Below are 16,775 nucleotides of genomic sequence, written 5' to 3'. Positions count from 1 at the left end.
TTTCAGCAGTTCCGCACGGTGAACATGGTTGCCGTGACCCGCAAGAAGGACCTCGCCAAGCCGCAATCCTGGGAGGCGCTCACCCACGAGCAGTGGGTGCTAAACCCCTCACCTGCGACCACGGATGCCTACTTCCACAGCTGGATGTCTCGCAAGGGTGTCAAATTGCGAAACAAGACCATCCTCTGCCGCTCGGCGCAGATGCTTTCTTCTCTTGTCGAGGAGCTGGACGTGATCGCTGTCTGTCCGGAACCGCTATACTATGCTCGGCTGGCCCCGGCGGGAATCTACCGTGTCGGCCTGCCGGAACTACCCGAGCCCATACCCATGGGCGCGCTCACGATGACACATATGCCCAAGAGCCAGGCCGTTCAGGACCTGATCTCCATCGCTGAACATATCAGCTTGAAGATCTAGCCCCACCTCTTCGAATTCTGACGCTCATAGCTTACGCCCGAAACAATTAAGATCCCGACAGCAAAGAAATGCTCGCAAAATATCAATCCAGTACCGGGAATTGGAATTCTCAGCTGGCTTCTTTCTCCAATTAGCCGAGCACAAAAATGAAGTCTCCTCACAAGTCAGGAGCACTTTGCCCTGCTTTTCAGATATCCCCCCGGGAGGGGCGAGCCCCGCCAGAGCCTAAGCTGACCTAGCTCCGGGGATAGATAGGCCTGCCGAACTCGGCGCGATCGGCTCAGAGCCGCTGTTGGCAAGGATCGCCATTGGCGCAGGGCGGCTTCCCCATGCCGGAATTTCATGGCACCGCGCAGCGTTGATCTGGGCCCCGACGTCCGCATAGCGGGACAAACCGACGAGCCGCAGCGCAGTCTCGAATGACCGCTACGGTTCTGCGAATTTCGAACGTGGTCATTGCCGATGAGGATCATATCCACCTTGTCAGATCGGCAACTCCGACGTGGCCTTCTCTGTCGACACCACAATGGACGTTCTGAACTTGCGGACGTTCCTGTCGGCAAAGAAGAACCGATGCGTGAACGCCTCGTAATCCGCCATGTCTGCGGCCATCACGACAAGAATGAAGTCCGCGTCCCCGGCAATGCAGTAACAATGGGTCACCTGCCGATCCTCCCGCGCCTTGCGCTTGAAGGCGTCGATCTGGTCGAGCCGATCACGCTCGAGCTCGATCGCAACGATGGCCGTGATGCCAAGGCCCAAGGGTTTGGGGTCGAGGATGGCTACTTCGCGCTGGATGACGCCGGCCTCTCGTAGCGATCGCATCCTCCGCTGCACGGATGCAGTCGAGACCCCGATCGTGTCGGCAAGAGACTGGATCGATATCTTCGAGTTCCGCTGCACCTGATCGAGTAACTTCCGGTCCGTCGCATCCATGATTGCCTCCCATGCATAACATACCAAATATGATGTTATCCGATCATCACTCTGCCAAGATAAGCGTATTTCGCATCATCATATCCACCTATGTTGAATGGCATGAAACACGGTGCCCTTACCATCCTTCCCCTTGCCCTCGGCGCAGCCGTCTACGGCTTCGCATTTGGGTTGCTGGCGGCGCAGGTCGGCTTTCCGTCGTGGAGCGTTGGCCTGATGAGCGCGTCCGTCCATGCCGGGTCGTCGCAGATCGTAGCCGTCGAGCAATTCGCCACGACCGGCACGGTTCTGGGAGCGGTGCTGGCCGGGGCCGCGCTAAACCTGCGCTACGTCGGCATGATCGCCTCGCTCTCGGAGGTGTTGGTCGGGCTTTCATGGCGGTGGAAGATCCTCGCGATCCACGTCACGGGTGACGAGAACTGGGCCCTGACCATGGCAGAGCGCGCGAAGTCGCCGGAGGTCGGCGCGGCGTTTCTTTTGGGGTCGGGTTTCGTGATGATTTCTGTCTGGACCGCGTCGACCGTCGCGGGCGCGGCGATTGGAGCCGTGTTGCCCGACCTCGAACGCTTCGGCCTCGGCTTTGCGTTCACAGCCGCCTTCATTGCCATGGCGCGGGGCCTGTGGCGGGGCCGGTCGCAGGCTCTGCCTTGGGTCCTTGCCGCAGGGGCGACGGTGGCCACAGTCTCCCTCGGGGTGCCGCAGGCATACGGGATCGTCGTCGGGGCACTTGTCGGGCTGGCGGCCTGCGCTCTGATGCGCCGCAAGAAGGTCGCCGTCGCATGAGTGGGCAATACTGGGCGGTGATCGGGCTGTTGGCCCTCGCGGCGTTCGCGATCCGTGTGACCGGGCTTATCGCGGGCGGGCGCATCCGGGCGTCGCGTCACGCCTGGGTGCTGGATGAATTGCCGGGGCTGATCGTGGTCAGCCTGGTCGCGTCGTCGCTGGCCGGACAACCACCGGCGACCTGGCTCGCGGCCGGTATCGCGGTTGGCGTCGCGATTGGAACGAACCACGTTATTGCGACCATGGCCCTCGGTATGGCCGCCTTCGCGGGGTTAGGGTGGCTGGGCGTTTAAACGTTCCTGCCAGAACGCGCCTCAAAGACCGTAAAGCAAAGCCAATGCAATCTGGACTGGCCGACAGGGACAACCGAGAACGGACGAAGCCGTCGTTCAGCCCCCCCGCTGCATCTGGTGGTGAAGACTAGTTCCGGACTTCGCTGCGCGGCAGGGCCAATCGCCTGGCCGCACCGTGGGCGGCGTCGCTCCCGGCCCATGGCCGCCATTCGCCAAGTGGCCATCACGTCAACGCAGCGTCTCCGAACCAGCCGTTTGTGACATCGCAAAGCAGTGCTTCGATCCAGCCAGGTCGACCATATGGGTATTGTGGATCACCTCCACCGAACGGCCGATGAGAATTTCAACGGGGCCAACCATCTCGCGCCATTCCCCATCCTCCTCGGACCAGCGGCTGAAATCTCGCCGCGTCAGGTCGAGCCTCACTTCGCCTCGCTCGCCCGGCTGCAGACGCAGCTTCCGGAAGGCACGAAGCCAGCAAGCGTTGTCCTCCGCCCCCCGCAGGTAGATCTGGACCACCTCCTGACCCGGGCGGTCAGAATGGTTCTGCAACACGACCTCGACCGACGCGCCCTCGGGCGTCGCGCTCACGCGGCTCTCGCCAAAACGGATGTCGGCGTAGCCGAGCCCGTGTCCGAAGGGAAAGGCCGGTCGATCGCCGCGCCGGAGGAAGCCACGGTATCCGATAAAGGAGCCTTCGTCGTAGGGAACGCTCGCGCCTCGGTCCGGTCGCTGCATGACGCCTTCCAACCCTTCGGGACCTGCGGGAAAGCTCTGCGGCAGCCTGCCACCGGGCTCTGCCCGCCCCGTCAGCACATCGGCCAGGGCGTGACCGCATTCCTGTCCCGGATACCAGAGCTGAAGGATCGACCGCGCACGGTCCGCCCAGGGCATCTGCACGGGAGACCCGGACTGGATGACGACCGTGGTGGCCGGGTTCGCCGCAAGCACCGCCTCGATCAGCGCATCCTGCGGCTCTGGCAGGGCAAGCGAGGCGCGGTCTTCCGCCTCGGTCTCCCAGCTGTCGTTCAACCCGGCGACGACGATCACGGCGTCGGCCTCTTTCGCCAGCGCCACGGCCTCTTCCAACGAGCCCTTCGCCGAAGGCGGGCGCAGACCGAAGCGCACGGCCTTCAGCGTGGTGGTCAAACCGTCGCCGCAGGCATAGTCCAACGTGATCTCGTAGCGGCGACCGGCCTGCATGTGAAGCACCGTCCGGCGCTCGTCGGAACCGTGGCCAAAGTAGCTTTGCCCGCGCGACCAGCCGTTCCAGGCGTCGAGCACAAGGACGCCGTCGACATAGAGCCGACTGGTGCCCGCGCTCATGAGGCCGATTTCATATGCGCCGGTTTCCGGCGCCTCGTATGTGGTCGCGAGCCGCGCCGAGAAGGCCAGATGATCGACCTCGGGCGCGACCGGGCCGAACCAGCGGAATTCGCTTGTCTCGCCCTGCTTCACGAGGACCGGATCTCCCTGCATCGTCACGCCTTCGAAGAAACGGATCTCGACGGGCTGATCCAGAAGCGGCAGGTAGCGGTCGCCGGGGCAGCCGATTGCATGTGTGATTTCGACACCGGGCAGCGCCTGCCTAAGGCCCTGCAAAGGGGACACGCTGTAGTGGGCGTTGATCTGCGCCGATCCGCCCCCGAACATCACCGCCTTGGCGCTATTGGGGCCGATCACCGCGACGCGCGACAGCCGGGCCGGGTCGAGCGGCAACTGCCTGTCGTCGTTTTTCAGCAATACCGCGGCCTCTGCCCCCAGCCGCCGGATCAGCGCCCGGGTCTCGGGACGGTCCTCGGCCCGTTCCGTGTCGAGATCGTCTTGCTCCCCTGCCCCGACCCTGTCGGCCAGCGCGAGGATGCGCCGCGCCGAGCGTCGCACGGCCCCGGCCAGCGCCGCATCGTCCCGCGCGGCCGCGATCAGCTTCGCGCCCCGGTGGACCGTCGGCCCAGGCATCTCCAGGTCGAGCCCCGCCAGAAGCCCCTCGGCGGTGGAATGTGTGGCCGTCCAGTCGGACATGACCACCCCGTCGAATCCCCATTCGCCGCGCAGGACATCCTCCAACAACCAGTGGTTCTGCGAGGTATGCACCCCGTTGAGGGCATTGTAGGCCGTCATCACGCAGGCGACGCGGGCTTCCTTCACAGCGGCCTCGAAGGGCGGCAGGTAGATCTCGCGCAGCGTGGTTTCGTCGATTTGCGAACTCGTCGTGCGCCGCTCGTGTTCGCATTCGTTGCCGATGAAATGCTTGATCGTCGCCCCAACACCCTGGGACTGCACCCCCCGGACATAGGCCACCGCCATCGCCGAGGCGAGCGTGGGGTCCTCCGAGAAGCACTCGAAATTCCGGCCGTTCAGCGGGTTCCGGTGCATGTTCACCGTCGGCCCGAGCAAGACCCGCGCGCCCTTGCTGCGGGCCTCGCGTGCCAGATCGGCAGCGGCCTCCTCCACCAGCGAAGGGGCCCAGGTGGCAGCCAGGGCGATACCGACCGGATAGGCGGCGGATCTGATGCCGCCGCTGAAATCCTCGCCCCGGGCGCCGTTCGGCCCGTCCGTCAGCTTGACCGGGGCAACACCCAGCCGCTCGATGGCCGCCGTGCGCCAGAAGCTGGCACCGGACAACAGGCTGACCTGCTCCTCGAGCGTCATCGCCTCGAGGAGGGCATCGTAGTCTTTATCGGGCATTGGGTCGGTCGTCCTAGCGCGTGCGGCGTTTCAGGGATCTGGTGAGGAAAAGGCTGACAGCCAGCGTCAGGATCAGCGTGGCGCTGAGCAGGACAAAGGCCAGCGCGGCGCCGAAGGGCCAGTTGCCGGCGCTGACGAACTGCTCATAGACCGCCGGCGCAAGCATCGTGAATCCGGGCCCGCCCAGCAGAACCGGGGTGGCATAGGCGTTCATCGACAGGATGAACACCAGCACGCAGCCCGCCAGCACCCCCGGCGCCGCCTGCGGCAACAGCACGCGAAAGAACATCCGCAGCGGCGAGGCGCCAAGGTTGATCGCAGCTTCCTCGGTCTGGCGCGGGACGGCCTCGACCACCGAGGCCAGGGTGAGGATCATGTAGGGCAGCACCACCGCGGTGGTGGCGACCACCACGGCAAAGGGCGTGTACATCATCTGAAGCGTCTCGCCGCCGAGGCTGCGCCAGAAGGCGTTGATCGCCCCGTCGGTGCCGAAAAGCGCCATCCAGCCCGCCGCCCGCACGACATTGCCCACCAGCAGCGGGAACAGCGTCAGGATCATCACCAGCGATTTCCATCGGCTGCGCATCCGCGCAAGCCAGTAGGCCGGCGCCAGCGACAGCGCCAGCGAAAGCACCATGCAGAGAAGGGCGACCCCGATCGTGGTCAGCAGGATGCGCTGATAATAAGGGTCGCCCAGAGCGTCGAGATAGTTTTCCCCGCTCAGGGCCTGAACCATCAGCTCCTGCGGCGAATAGAGGTTCAGCGACGTCCGGAACAGGCCGAGCATTGGCAGGACCAGCAGGACGACGACCATCAGGGTCGCGGGGAAAACCAGCAGGAACATGTCAGCCCTTGAACTCGCGGTTCCAGAAATCGAGGATCTCGGCCTGGTGCTCCATCAGGTAGGCCTCGTCGAGCGACAGGAGCCTGTCGCGATCCTCGACCGGCAGGCCGATGGCCGCTTCAAGCTCGGGATCGAGTACGGCGTCGGTGACCGTAGGCAGATAGCCCATCATCTCGGCGAACCCGGTCTGCGCCGAAGGGTCCAACGCCGCGTTCAGGTAGGCGATGGCGCCTTCGGGGTTCGGTGCGTTGGTCGGCACCGCCATCTCGAAGGCAATCGGAATGGCGCCCTCGCTGGCCACGGCGCGCTCGATGTTCAGGCCGGACTTCTTCCAGGAATAGGCCCGCGAGACATAGTTGACCGTGATCCAGATATCGCCGGAATCGAAGGCTGCCGCGATCGCTTCGTTCGACGGCAGGATCTTCACGTCCTGATCGTTCTTCAGCTCCAGAAGCTTGTCGCGCCCGGGTGCGAAATCGCTCATCGAGCCGCCGGCCACCAGCGAGGCCACAGCCGAGGTTGCCACGTGAAGCGCGTCCGAGACGCCGACCTTGCCCTTGTACTTCGGGTCCCAGAGATCCGCGAAAGAGGTGGGCGGCGTGTCCACCTTCTCGGGATTGTAGAGGATCGCGATGTAGGAATAGATCTGCGGGATCGCATAGGGCTTGCGCAGGGCCGGAAGCACGGCCGAAAGCCGCGGCACGCTGGCTTCGTCGATCTCGGTCAGCGCGCCGATCTGCGCCATCGGGAACATGTCGAGATCGGCCAGAACGGCGACGTCGAAGCTTGCGTTCCGGCGCCGACGTTCGGTGCGCAGTTTGGTCTGCCGCGCCTCGGTCGAGGAGATATCCTGAATCACCTCGTAGCCTTCGGGGGCCATGATCCCCTCGTCGACGGTGCGGCGCAGGATATCGCCGTAATCACCGCCAAAGACCGAGGCGATCACCTGGCCCTTGTCCTGGGCAAGGGCGGGGCCGCTGAGACCGGCAACCACGGCCGCGGCGCTGCTGCCGGCCAGGAAGGCGCGGCGGGACGGGAGCATTCTGTTGGACATCAGTTTTTCCTTTCTGGGGGCTCTCGCGCATTGGCCGGCCCCGGCTTCATCCGCCGGTTTTCCCGGCAATCCTTGAAACGAAAATCACGCCCCGGCCGGGAGCAGGCGCGCATCTTCGGGCGCCCAATCGGCGCTGACCATATCGCCTTCGGCCAGACCCGCCATCGGATCGCGGGCCTGCGGCGTCGGCATGGTGACCAGGATACGCGTGCCCTGCAGATCGACACGGATTTCGGACTGGGCGCCCAGATAGGTCACGCCGACCACTTGGGCCGAGGCAGCCCCCTGCTGCGGCGGCGACAGCCGGACCCGCTCGGGACGCAAGGCAAGCACCCTGCTCTCGTCTGCGTCAGCGGCCTCCGACCTAGCGCAGGGAAGCAGCGCACCCGAGGTGCTGCGGAACATGCCCTCGCCCTCGCGCTTGCCCTCGATGAGATTGCAGTTGCCGACAAAGCTCGCCACGAAAACGCTGTCGGGCGCGTCGTAAAGCTCTCGCGGGGCGCCCACCTGGCGGATACGGCCGCCCTGCATGACCACCATCTTGTCGGACATGGTCAGCGCCTCTTCCTGATCGTGGGTCACGATCAGCGTGGTCAGACCGAGGCGCTGCTGAAGGGCGCGGATCTCGTGCTGGACCTCGCCGCGCAGCTTGGCGTCGAGGTTCGAAAGCGGTTCGTCCAGAAGCAGAAGGTCCGGGTTGACGGCAAGCGCCCGCGCCAGCGCGACCCGCTGCTGCTGACCGCCGGAAAGTTGTGCCGGCATCCGATCTGCCAGATGCCCCAGCTGCACCATGTCCAGCGCCTGCCGGACCTTGGCCTCGCGGTCGGAACGGCCGATCTTGCGCATCTCCAACCCGAAGCCGACGTTGTCCGCCACACTCATGTGCGGGAAAAGCGCGTAGGACTGGAACACCATTCCGGTGTTGCGGCGGTGCGCGGGTGTCGCCGTGATGTCGGTCCCGCCCAGCTCGATCCGCCCGGATGTCGCCGTCTCGAAACCGGCCACGATGCGCAGCGTCGTGGACTTGCCGCAGCCAGAAGGCCCCAGCAGGGCCACCATCTCGCCCTCCGCGATGCCGAGGTTGATGTCCTGCAGCACCTCTGTCGTGCCGAAGCTCTTTGCCAGGTGTTCGATCTTGAGACTGCTCAAGGAAGGTCTCCCGAAAAGGGGTTAAAAGACGCGCGACAGCTTCACGTAGCGGTCGGTGATCAGCATCAGCACGCCGATCAGAAGGATCTGGAGCGTGCCGACGGCGGCCAGGGTCGGGTCGATGCGGAATTCCAGATAGTTCAGCATGGCCACCGGCAGGGTGATCTTGCCCGGCGCCACCAGCAGCAGTGAAAGCTCGAGGTTCTCAAAGCTCTGGATGAACGAGAACATGCAGCCCGCCACGATCCCCGACCGCAGCATCGGCAGGGTGACCCGCCAGACCACGACCCGGGGCGGCGCACCGAGGTTCGCCGCCGCCTCTTCGACCTTCATGTCCATGCCTTCCATCGAGGCCGAGACCAGCCGCACCGTCCAGGGGATCGTCAGCAGCACGTGCGCCGCAACGAGGCTGGCCATTGTCCCGACAACACCGCGGTCGAGGATGAATTCGGCCCGGATATAGAAGATGTAGAGCGCCGTCCCCGCGATGATCGCTGGCACCGCCAGCGGACCCAGCAGCAGCCCCGAAATGGCCCGCCGCCCGGGGAACCGCCCCCTGTGCAGACCATAGGCCGCGGCCGTTCCCAGTGGCACGCCGATAAGCGTCGCAAGCGCCGCAAGCTGAAGCGAGAAGATCATGCCGTCGGTGAACTCGCGCCTGGCCCAGGCATTCGCGAACCAGTCGAGCGTCAGGCCCTGCGGCGGAAAGCTGACGATCTCCTGATCGAAGAAGCTGATCACGATCACGGTCAGCACCGGCGCCATGACCACGACGTAGGCCAGAAGCACAAGCGCCATGAACAGCAGCCGCTTCAGCGAAAATCCGGTGGTCATCAGTTGGAAGGCCCTTCACTGGCGTCGCGATACTCCGGTCTGGCGAAATCGCTTCGAATCGTTATGATGACGTCATCAATTGCAAATGATGACGTCATCATCAACGGATAAAACTGGACATCAGGTGCGTGCCACAAAACGGATGGCGACCATGGGCGACGTTGCACGATATGCGGGCGTCTCTCCGGCGACGGTCGCAAGAGTGCTCTACGAGCCCGAAAAGGTCAGCGAAGAGAAGCGCTTGCGCATCCGCGAGGCGCTGAAGGCGACGGGCTATCGCCCAAATGCCGCCGCCCGCGGATTGCGCACCCAAAAAAGTCACAGCATCGGCCTCCTGATGGTCGACGGCTCGCTCAACCCGTTCTTCAGCCAGCTGAGCCAGGTCATCCGGTCGGAAGCGATGAAACGCGGCTACACCGTCCTGACCTACCAGCACGGCATGAATGCCCGGCGCGAGGCCGACGCCGTGGCGCAATGCCTCCAGCAACAGGCGGATGCGGTGATCTTCGCCTATGCCGTCACTGCCGAGGGCATGCAGCCCCTTCTCGATGCGGGCGTGCCAATCGTTCAGGTCGAACAGGCGCGGCGCCCCGGCACCGACATGGTGCTTGTGGACCCGGCAACCGGAATCGACGAGGCGGTGCGTCACCTCACGGATCTCGGGCACCGTCGCATCGGCTTCATCGGCGCCGATCCCGATCGGTATGCCCGCGCACGGCACCATGGGCGCACGCAGGAGGAGGACCGTATCCTGGCGTTTCAGGGGGCTGTCCTGCGCCACGGCGCCTCTCCCGATCCGGATCTGATCCGGCTCGGGCTCTACTCGGCCCCGGACGATGACCCCGCCCGGGAAGGCCGCCGGATGATGCAGGAGCTTCTCGACCTCCCTCAGCGCCCGACGGCGGCGATCAGTTCCGGCGACATACTGGCCGCAGGCGCCCTGCAGACACTGCATGCTGCGGGGCTCAACGTTCCCGGAGACATCTCCCTGATCGGCTTCGACAACTCGATCTCGAACCTGCTGTCGCCCCCCCTGACGTCGATCGGCCGACCGCTGGAAGAAATGGCCCGCGCCGCGCTCGACATGGCCCTGGCGGCCACGGCCGACGAAACCCGAGACCACCGCTGCGAAATCTTCTTGACCTCGCTCGTGCTGCGCGCCTCTACCGGACTTCGCGGGGAATAGCCCAAGACCAAGCGCGCTAGGAGGCCCGCAGAGGCCAAGGTCGTGCTGGCTCGGGATGGTCGCAATGACGGCCCGAAAGTGACCCAGCTTCGGCTACTGAAGGCCCATCCCCTTCGCCCCCCCCGCTGGCGCAGAATTGCGATACCGTCGACACGTCGCTCACGAGACCTACCTCTCGGATGCATGCACAAGGATTTTCATGCGGCAGCCCGAACAGCTGCCACCTGCGCCTCGCGCACACCCGCCTGAGTTGCAGAAAATGATCGCGCCCCGCGTCTCGTGACGATCAGACGGGGGCTGCTGGCCCTGCTCGCCAGCGAGCTCGCGCGAAACTGCCCAGTCGAGACGGCGGTAGGACTGAGTGACACGCCTCTCTCGCCACTGAACAGAACGTGACCGAAACCGGAATGTTGAGAGCAGTGTTGAGACGAAGAAGCCAGAACTGGCTAAGTAGTGGAGGCGAGTACCGGAATCGAACCGGTGTACACGGATTTGCAATCCATACATTTTCTACTTATTTTCAAATCATTAGCGCCATTTTCGTATCAGGACAAAGTCCGAACAGATGGGGAATCTGATACACGGAAAACTGCTCATCATGGCGATGAGCTGAAATCGGTTACGGCGCAAGGAAAAGCCGCCGGGGAAGCTGCAACTTCCGCCGACGGCACTAAAGAATTCTATTTGAAATCAACGTACAGCCGCGATGCTCTTCTGGCAAGTGGCAGAGGTGCAGCATGAAGGTCCATTGCTTTGACCCGAAGCTTGCAAATCAAGTCGGCATGGCTGCCGCGGTGATCTTTTATCATATTTCGTTCTGGATCGATCATAACGCCAAGAACGAGCAGAATTTTCGCGATGGCCGCTACTGGACGTACAACTCCGTTAAAGCTTTCTCTCTGCAATTCCCCTACCTGACGCCAAAACAGATCAGAACAGCCTTGGACAAGCTCGTGACGAGCCGCTTGATCATCAAGGCGGAACACAACGCTGATCGCTCTGATCGGACGACCTGGTATGCACTGGGGGATGCCATTTGCCCTGAGGGGCAAGCCGACTTGCCCGGGGAGGCAAATGAGGGAGTTGCCCCTCAGGGCAGCTCTAAAGAGAACAGATATAAACCAGATAAAGAACCTCCTTCACGCGCGGAAGCGCGTGAGGAAGCGGATCCCAACTTTGACAAGGTTTGGCACGCCTATCCGGCTGACAGGCGCCGGAACTGGGCTGCCAGCCGTGATGCTGCGAGAGCTGCCATTGATCGTGGTGAAGTCTCGCTGGAAGAGCTGCAGTCTGCGGCGGAGGCTTATGCAACTGAGAGCTCTGGATACACGCGAAGCAAGGTCAGCTATTCGGATAACTGGTTTGGCGGACGCCGATGGCAGCGATACGTCGATCGACATCGCGTAGATCGCGCAGGGGCAGCCGCGAAAAGCCAAGCCGCGCTGGCTGGTTTCGCTGAGTGGGTCATCAGCAGATCGGAGCTCTGTCGCAACATATCGAGATCGCAGGGGATCGCGATGCAAGAGGCTGGGCTGGTCACGTTTGGGCAGCTGAGGGCGGCAGGGGTCAACATATGATCGGACTTCGGACAACGCCTTCTCCTTTGCATCCCGAGATCGCCCGGCCAAAAGGCAGGCGAGGGTTGGAAAGGAGGTCGACGGGACGTCGACTACGACGCGCCTTGGCGTGTCGGCGTCCTTCAGGACGCGGGCTGGGTCGAGGGGCGCAGCGTCCTCGCCGACATGTTGCTTGCAACATAATAGTCGGTCCATATTGCGTTTCCCGGGGAACGGTGGCGGCGCGATGAGCGGCCCTCAGTTCTTCCACCTCCAGAGCTTTTCGCGCAAGGCCAACCCTGCCGGACAATCGGTGGAGCAGGTGCTGGCCGAAGCAGGCCGTGTGCCCCGGTTTTCCACCCACGTCACCGCACCCCGGCCCCCGCGCGTTGTCGCTGGTCTGCACCCGGCGCGGATCAAGGAGCGCCACGACGCCATGGTCGAAGCCGGGCGGATTTCCGTGACGCTTGCCGATGGCTCGACCAAGGAGCGCGGCATCCGCAAGGACCGTCACACCCTGCTGACCTGCGTGGCCTCGCATCCGCTTCTGTCCAGCCAGGTCGAGGCGGACGCGGAAGCCCGGCGGAAATACGAGACTTGGGTCGAGTACAATCTCGCCCATTTCCGGAGGATGTTCGGCGAGAATCTGATGGGCGTCGTCGAGCACCTCGACGAAGAGCACCCGCACCTGCACGCCTTCGTCCTGCCGACAGATGATCCCACCTGTTCGGCCCGTGACCTGAACCCTGCCTGGGCCGCGAAGGCCGAAGCCGAAGCCGCCGCCCGGGAGGCCGGTCACGACGCCAAGGCCGCGGTGAAACTCGGGAACGCGGCCTACAAGGTCCGGGCGCGGGAGCTTCAGGACGAGTACCACCGCGAGGTCGGCATCGCAGCCGCCCTGACCCGCCTGGGTCCGAAGCGGGAAAGGCTGTCCCGGGCGGAGTGGCGGGCACGCAAGGCGACTGCGGAGCAGGATGCGCTGCTACTGAGGGAGATGGAGGATCGTGTCTCGGCGCTGGCCATCCACGAGGAAGAACTCTCGGCCACGGAGGATGAGATCACGGCCCGTCTGGCGGAGCAGCTGGAACAAGCCGCACTCCTGGACGCCGAGGCAGAGGCGAAGCGACAGAGCGCATCGACCGAAAGCGACGCGCTGCTCGAGGCGGCCCGTCGCGATCGGGAGGCGGCAGTGGCCAGGCTGGCCACTGCGGAGGCGGAGGCAGGAAGGTTGGAAAAACGTGCCCGGAAGAAGGCCGAGGAAGATACCGCGGTGGCCGACGCCTACCTCCTCGACACCAAGCGCAAGGCGCGGCAGCTGCGGCTCGACGCCGAGCGTAAGATGGAAGAGGTCCACTCCCAGGCCGATGCCTACCGCCGTGACGGGGTGCGCGAGGCCTTCGAGCTGGCCCGCAAGTTGATGATCGGCGTACTGACCGGTGAAGTCGTGCCGGCGCCAACGGGGGAAGGCTGGACCATCCACGATGAACGCCTGAAGCGTCGGGTCGGAGAGCTGGATGTCGCGAGCTCCCTGAACCGCATCCTTCAGATCGTCTCCCGGTGCTGGGAGCTGATCAAGCGCCACCTGAGACCGGCTGCGGCCGAGGCTGAACTGAGCGACTTGGTGGAGGATCAGCCCCCGGCCGGGCGCAATCCACGACTTCAATCCGAGAGGGAGATCGAACCATGACCAGAGAGCTGGACGCCCGGATCGAGGAGCTTCGGGCCAGGCGAAACGACACGATCCGGAAGACGGAGGCAGAGCTGGTGGAGATGCAGGCTGAGCTCGAGCGGCAGATGACGGCCTTCCGCAAGGAGGTGGCGGCTGAGGCAAATCGGATCGGTGGCGTCATGCAGGTCACCGGCCGAAGGGTTGTTGCGGCAGAGAAACGGCAAGCAGATCTTGAGGAAAATCTTACCGCTTTAGGACAGGAAAGGCGGGCAATCCTGCGGAAACACAGGCGACTTGGCCTCGGGATACTAATCGGAAGCGCTATGGTAGGTAGCGTGATCGTTTTTGGCGCTACGTGTAGCACGCTTCTTGAACCTTGGTAGTTATTCTCGAAACGCAATGATCACGCACGGTTCGTGGTATCCGCTGCTTCAATGCCGACTGTGCGCAGAACAGGCTCGAGCAGATCGCCATAGTCGGCGCCTAGGGCGATGGTCCACTCGGCGAACTCAACGACGTCCAGGCGCCGCTCACCACCTTCCACTTTCGCGACAAACGACTGGGGTCGTTTCATGCGGTCTGCGAGTTGCTGCTGGGTCATTCCAGCGGATTTGCGGGCATCCGTCAGTGCGCGAAGCAGCGCCAGATGCCCCGGTGTTCTGAGACTACGCGCCAATCGCCGCTCTCCAAAAGGGTCATACCCTTGCCGCGTAATCCTGTTTTGGTATTATCCCATTATAGGATAATTGGAGATGTTGAGATGAATTCAGTTCTGTCCGGTTCTTGTCGCACGTCGTCGATAGCGCTTTCCGCCATCATATTACTTGGTGCCGCGAGCGGGTCGGCTACCGCCGACAACTTGCAGGAGGTCGGCGGCATCGAGGCGCGGCCTTACCCTTACAGGCTCCTTGGCCTGCGGCCGGGTGATCCGGTCGATGATCTGGCTGAACTTCTCGCTGAGCGGTCGGAGGCAGCGCCGACACAAACAGAGCGCCGCCTGCGCATTCAGTCGCCACAGGGAAAGGCGTTTGACCTACGCTATGAAGCGACCCGTGAGATCGGCGATGTCGGCATGCAGGGGCGTCTTGCTAACGCGCCGCAAGACGACATCACGGCGTTCCTGGCCACTGAAGCCTTCGGAAAACGTCCATTGGCACTGTTCCGGGTGCTGAAGGTACTGACTGAGGAGGCCCCTGAGCCTGCTGCGCTGAGAGCCCAGATGGAAGAGCTTTACGGGCAACCTTCCATGGCGGAGATGCAAGGGCAGTCGATGACCCTCATCTACGCTTGGGGAACCGATGGCTTCATCGCGGACCTCGAAGGCCAACCGGTGCAGACATTCGTCGAGGATCTTGGCGGAAATCGTACCAGCGAGCGCCAATTTCGGACCTGCGCAGCTGGTGGACCGTTCAACACCTCCGTCGAATACACCTTCAAGTCTCCGCGCCGCGCCGAAGATGAGATCATGCCGGACTGCGTCGCGACCTATGAGATCACGTATCAGGGCGGCCCGGAGATCAGCACCATCAAGTTCGCGCTGAAGGACTACGAGCTGGCGCGCTTGCACCAAGCAGAGACCGATCGCCAGATCATGGAAGCACTCTCATCCCCCACCTCGCAATCGGATATGGACCTATGACCCGCATGGCAGACTGGGCAGAGCCCATCCAAGTGGAACACATGTATCGCGAGCTATTCGGCAGCACGCTGATGCTTGTGGACCAAGCCCGGTGGGAAGATGCCTCCCCCGGAACGGCTGCAGAGACCATGCAGAGATTTCGGCAGGCCATGCCCCCCATTCACCAGCACTGTGAGGTCTTCACCGAGGTCGAGGTGGATGAAGCGGCGACGCAGATCACATTCACCGATGAAGCACGAGGAAAGGTCTTCCGGTTGTCGGCGCGTCCCGATGGCCTTTGGGACCTCTACGTCCGTAAGCCAGGGCTGCAATCAGATGAGCTTGGGTTGGTTCAGGACGTCGCCTTGCTCAAGCTGCTCGCCTACGATTGCGGACCAGCGGGGGACGTCCCGCTAGGGGAAATTTTCGAATGAAGCTTCACGCTATCGATAACGTCGATGGCGCGCGGAACAGAGAATTTGAGGTTATGCGCTATATCAACTGTGAAGACTTGCTAGTGGCTCTCGACGAGGCAGAATCCGGCCCCGAACCGGATGATCTTCAGGACGCCCCGATGATCGACAATTGGTTCCTGATCTGGCGCGACGGTGATGCCGTGCGCGCCGACGGTGATGTGCACGGCCACCCGACGATTAACGACCCTTGGGTCACGACCTCGCCAGTGCTTGCATACGACTATCACTTCGACAGGGAAGAAGGCTGGCTGCGTTCAATCTCGCGCTGGTACCGCCTTGGGCGGCTAAGGGAGGTACCAGTCAACTCGACTAGTCCTGAGCAAGCGCGCCGTGACACTTTGTCCGCTGCAAACCGCCACCTCGCGCGGCAGCGGTCTGATTGGCGCGAACGCTACGGGCCGTCTCGCTAATGGCGCGCGTCACTTCGTCATCAGCCTCGTGGTCTGCCTCACGCACGGCGGCGAAAATCTGGGTATCGCGAAGTTCGATCTGGTCGATGTTCGCGTCGGTCAGGAGCTGGACGCCATCGGTATAGACGTACTCGCGCGCGCACCAGGTGACTTCGCCAATCTCCTGAAGGAAGACCCGTGAGACGAGACGGATTTTCGGCTTGATGGTATCGGCGATGCGGTAGCCGTCCTGCAGGATGGCGACGATGTCGAAGATGTGTTCCCGGAGATCATCTTCATCTTCGGGGAAGATGAACCGCTGCTCCTCGGCGAGGTCGGCAGCTGATTGCCAATGGAGATATCGAACATGGGAGCCCCCTCTACGCGGTAGTCCGGATCGGCGTCCGGACAAGAAACGGTGAGATCGGCCGTAGACCGGCGGGGGCACGGGCGTATCGCGTCGAGGAGTGGTGTGAAGATGTGGAGCATGCACACCTTCGCGGGAATCATCGGAGGACCGGCGTTGAGACCGGTCACGGGGCCGGGGTCAGGCCGTCCGTATGAAAGCGAAAGGGTGTGCTGCGTCGTCTTCATCGCGCGGTGAACCTTGGGTGCCACGGGGAATCTGTCAAAGGTGGCGATGAAAGACCTGTTTTTCTCAAGGTCCTGAAGTTGAGATCGGGGATCGAGACGCTCAACACCTCCGTCGCTAATTTTTCACTTGTAGAGAGATGCTTGACGACTGAAACCGACGGTTGGTAGGGGCGGGATTTCCGTGGGCAAGGTGGCAAAAATTCTTGTCTGGCCCCCCGCAGCAGAAAGAAACATGCATCTCAATTATAAAAAGGTAGCTTCTGCCTATTTAATTTTCATTGACTCGTGT

Annotated in this window: 19 protein-coding genes; 11 read left to right on the top strand and 8 right to left on the bottom strand. The window is 63.1% G+C overall.

Annotated elements, in window-relative coordinates; genetic code table 11:
- A partial coding sequence (locus CVM50_RS17070) for a LysR substrate-binding domain-containing protein (RefSeq protein WP_157792217.1) occupies window positions 1–417 on the top strand: 417 nt, incomplete at its 5' end.
- 483 nt (window positions 418–900) lie between these two features.
- On the opposite strand, the gene CVM50_RS17065 is transcribed toward CVM50_RS17070, so the two are convergent.
- Window positions 901–1,353 (bottom strand): Lrp/AsnC family transcriptional regulator, encoded by a 453-nt coding sequence (locus CVM50_RS17065; protein WP_085886491.1) that lies wholly within the window; start codon window positions 1,351–1,353, stop codon window positions 901–903.
- A gap of 102 nt (window positions 1,354–1,455) precedes the next feature.
- Between CVM50_RS17065 and CVM50_RS17060 the strand changes: the two genes are divergently transcribed.
- Both CVM50_RS17060 and CVM50_RS17055 read left to right on the top strand, forming a co-directional pair.
- Complete coding sequence (locus CVM50_RS17060; protein WP_198431930.1) at window positions 1,456–2,136, top strand: AzlC family ABC transporter permease; 681 nt, start codon at window positions 1,456–1,458, stop codon at window positions 2,134–2,136.
- The gene (locus tag CVM50_RS17055; RefSeq protein ID WP_085886493.1) at window positions 2,133–2,429 is read left to right on the top strand and encodes an AzlD domain-containing protein; all 297 of its coding nucleotides are present in this window, start codon (window positions 2,133–2,135) and stop codon (window positions 2,427–2,429) included. The genes CVM50_RS17060 and CVM50_RS17055 overlap by 4 nt, the downstream gene beginning before the upstream one ends.
- Before the next feature lie 228 nt (window positions 2,430–2,657).
- On the opposite strand, the gene CVM50_RS17050 is transcribed toward CVM50_RS17055, so the two are convergent.
- The 5 genes from CVM50_RS17050 to CVM50_RS17030 form a co-directional block, all read right to left on the bottom strand.
- A complete protein-coding gene (locus tag CVM50_RS17050; protein ID WP_085886494.1) occupies window positions 2,658–5,117 on the bottom strand; it encodes a glycoside hydrolase family 3 C-terminal domain-containing protein in 2,460 nt (819 codons plus the stop codon).
- Window positions 5,118–5,130: 13 nt separating this feature from the next.
- Complete coding sequence (locus tag CVM50_RS17045; RefSeq protein ID WP_085886495.1) at window positions 5,131–5,961, bottom strand: ABC transporter permease; 831 nt, start codon at window positions 5,959–5,961, stop codon at window positions 5,131–5,133.
- 1 nt (window position 5,962) lies between these two features.
- Window positions 5,963–7,015 carry an ABC transporter substrate-binding protein gene (locus CVM50_RS17040; RefSeq protein WP_198431929.1) on the bottom strand — a complete coding sequence of 351 codons (1,053 nt, stop codon included), beginning with the start codon at window positions 7,013–7,015 and terminating at the stop codon, window positions 5,963–5,965.
- 84 nt (window positions 7,016–7,099) lie between these two features.
- On the bottom strand, window positions 7,100–8,164 hold the full coding sequence (locus tag CVM50_RS17035) for an ABC transporter ATP-binding protein (RefSeq protein ID WP_085886497.1): 1,065 nt from the start codon (window positions 8,162–8,164) through the stop codon (window positions 7,100–7,102).
- A gap of 21 nt (window positions 8,165–8,185) precedes the next feature.
- Window positions 8,186–8,998, bottom strand: coding sequence for an ABC transporter permease (locus CVM50_RS17030; RefSeq protein WP_085886498.1), 813 nt, complete (start codon window positions 8,996–8,998; stop codon window positions 8,186–8,188).
- An 85-nt stretch (window positions 8,999–9,083) separates the two neighbouring features.
- Between CVM50_RS17030 and CVM50_RS17025 the strand changes: the two genes are divergently transcribed.
- The 5 genes from CVM50_RS17025 to CVM50_RS17010 all read left to right on the top strand — a co-directional run bounded on the left by CVM50_RS17025 (window position 9,084) and on the right by CVM50_RS17010 (window position 13,792).
- A complete protein-coding gene (locus CVM50_RS17025; RefSeq protein WP_232618281.1) occupies window positions 9,084–10,184 on the top strand; it encodes a LacI family DNA-binding transcriptional regulator in 1,101 nt (366 codons plus the stop codon).
- 480 nt (window positions 10,185–10,664) lie between these two features.
- On the top strand, window positions 10,665–10,925 hold the full coding sequence (locus tag CVM50_RS21460; protein ID WP_143515552.1) for a hypothetical protein: 261 nt from the start codon (window positions 10,665–10,667) through the stop codon (window positions 10,923–10,925).
- Complete coding sequence (locus CVM50_RS17020; protein WP_085886499.1) at window positions 10,922–11,761, top strand: hypothetical protein; 840 nt, start codon at window positions 10,922–10,924, stop codon at window positions 11,759–11,761. The genes CVM50_RS21460 and CVM50_RS17020 overlap by 4 nt, the downstream gene beginning before the upstream one ends.
- A gap of 226 nt (window positions 11,762–11,987) precedes the next feature.
- Window positions 11,988–13,427 (top strand): hypothetical protein, encoded by a 1,440-nt coding sequence (locus tag CVM50_RS17015; protein ID WP_085886500.1) that lies wholly within the window; start codon window positions 11,988–11,990, stop codon window positions 13,425–13,427.
- The gene (locus tag CVM50_RS17010) at window positions 13,424–13,792 is read left to right on the top strand and encodes a hypothetical protein (protein WP_085886501.1); all 369 of its coding nucleotides are present in this window, start codon (window positions 13,424–13,426) and stop codon (window positions 13,790–13,792) included. The genes CVM50_RS17015 and CVM50_RS17010 overlap by 4 nt, the downstream gene beginning before the upstream one ends.
- A 20-nt stretch (window positions 13,793–13,812) precedes the next feature.
- Here the strand turns inward: CVM50_RS17010 and CVM50_RS17005 are convergent, their stop codons facing one another.
- Entirely contained in the window at window positions 13,813–14,085 is a 273-nt protein-coding gene (locus CVM50_RS17005) for a helix-turn-helix domain-containing protein (protein WP_085886502.1), read from the bottom strand.
- Between the two features lie 84 nt (window positions 14,086–14,169).
- Here CVM50_RS17005 and CVM50_RS17000 point away from each other — a divergent pair, with 84 nt between their 5' ends.
- Genes CVM50_RS17000 through CVM50_RS22270 form a run of 3 tightly spaced genes read left to right on the top strand, consistent with a single transcriptional unit; the run spans window position 14,170 to window position 15,913 of the window.
- The gene (locus tag CVM50_RS17000; protein WP_085886503.1) at window positions 14,170–15,048 is read left to right on the top strand and encodes a hypothetical protein; all 879 of its coding nucleotides are present in this window, start codon (window positions 14,170–14,172) and stop codon (window positions 15,046–15,048) included.
- Window positions 15,045–15,461 (top strand): hypothetical protein, encoded by a 417-nt coding sequence (locus CVM50_RS16995; protein ID WP_085886504.1) that lies wholly within the window; start codon window positions 15,045–15,047, stop codon window positions 15,459–15,461. Before CVM50_RS17000 ends, CVM50_RS16995 begins: the two co-directional genes overlap by 4 nt.
- A complete protein-coding gene (locus tag CVM50_RS22270) occupies window positions 15,458–15,913 on the top strand; it encodes a DUF6634 family protein (protein WP_408634069.1) in 456 nt (151 codons plus the stop codon). Before CVM50_RS16995 ends, CVM50_RS22270 begins: the two co-directional genes overlap by 4 nt.
- Here the strand turns inward: CVM50_RS22270 and CVM50_RS16990 are convergent.
- Window positions 15,813–16,304 (bottom strand): hypothetical protein, encoded by a 492-nt coding sequence (locus CVM50_RS16990; protein WP_085886505.1) that lies wholly within the window; start codon window positions 16,302–16,304, stop codon window positions 15,813–15,815. The two genes, CVM50_RS22270 and CVM50_RS16990, sit on opposite strands and share 101 nt — an antisense overlap.
- Window positions 16,305–16,775 lie beyond the last annotated feature (471 nt).

Origin of the sequence: Pseudooceanicola marinus (assembly GCF_002786295.1) — a bacterium.
GTDB lineage: Bacteria > Pseudomonadota > Alphaproteobacteria > Rhodobacterales > Rhodobacteraceae > Pseudooceanicola > Pseudooceanicola marinus.
This window is presented reverse-complemented; position numbering and strand designations above follow the sequence as displayed.

Coding starts and splice junctions, on each gene's coding strand:
- CVM50_RS17060 (WP_198431930.1), top strand. CDS start 1,456: ATGAAACACGGTGCCCTTACCATCCTTCCCCTTGCCCTCGGCGCAGCC.
- CVM50_RS17020 (WP_085886499.1), top strand. CDS start 10,922: ATGAAGGTCCATTGCTTTGACCCGAAGCTTGCAAATCAAGTCGGCATG.
- CVM50_RS17000 (WP_085886503.1), top strand. CDS start 14,170: ATGAATTCAGTTCTGTCCGGTTCTTGTCGCACGTCGTCGATAGCGCTT.
- CVM50_RS17055 (WP_085886493.1), top strand. CDS start 2,133: ATGAGTGGGCAATACTGGGCGGTGATCGGGCTGTTGGCCCTCGCGGCG.
- CVM50_RS22270 (WP_408634069.1), top strand. CDS start 15,458: ATGAAGCTTCACGCTATCGATAACGTCGATGGCGCGCGGAACAGAGAA.
- CVM50_RS16995 (WP_085886504.1), top strand. CDS start 15,045: ATGACCCGCATGGCAGACTGGGCAGAGCCCATCCAAGTGGAACACATG.
- CVM50_RS17010 (WP_085886501.1), top strand. CDS start 13,424: ATGACCAGAGAGCTGGACGCCCGGATCGAGGAGCTTCGGGCCAGGCGA.
- CVM50_RS17015 (WP_085886500.1), top strand. CDS start 11,988: ATGAGCGGCCCTCAGTTCTTCCACCTCCAGAGCTTTTCGCGCAAGGCC.
- CVM50_RS17045 (WP_085886495.1), bottom strand. CDS start 5,961: ATGTTCCTGCTGGTTTTCCCCGCGACCCTGATGGTCGTCGTCCTGCTG.
- CVM50_RS17025 (WP_232618281.1), top strand. CDS start 9,084: ATGATGACGTCATCATCAACGGATAAAACTGGACATCAGGTGCGTGCC.
- CVM50_RS17040 (WP_198431929.1), bottom strand. CDS start 7,015: ATGTCCAACAGAATGCTCCCGTCCCGCCGCGCCTTCCTGGCCGGCAGC.
- CVM50_RS17050 (WP_085886494.1), bottom strand. CDS start 5,117: ATGCCCGATAAAGACTACGATGCCCTCCTCGAGGCGATGACGCTCGAG.
- CVM50_RS17030 (WP_085886498.1), bottom strand. CDS start 8,998: ATGACCACCGGATTTTCGCTGAAGCGGCTGCTGTTCATGGCGCTTGTG.
- CVM50_RS17065 (WP_085886491.1), bottom strand. CDS start 1,353: ATGGATGCGACGGACCGGAAGTTACTCGATCAGGTGCAGCGGAACTCG.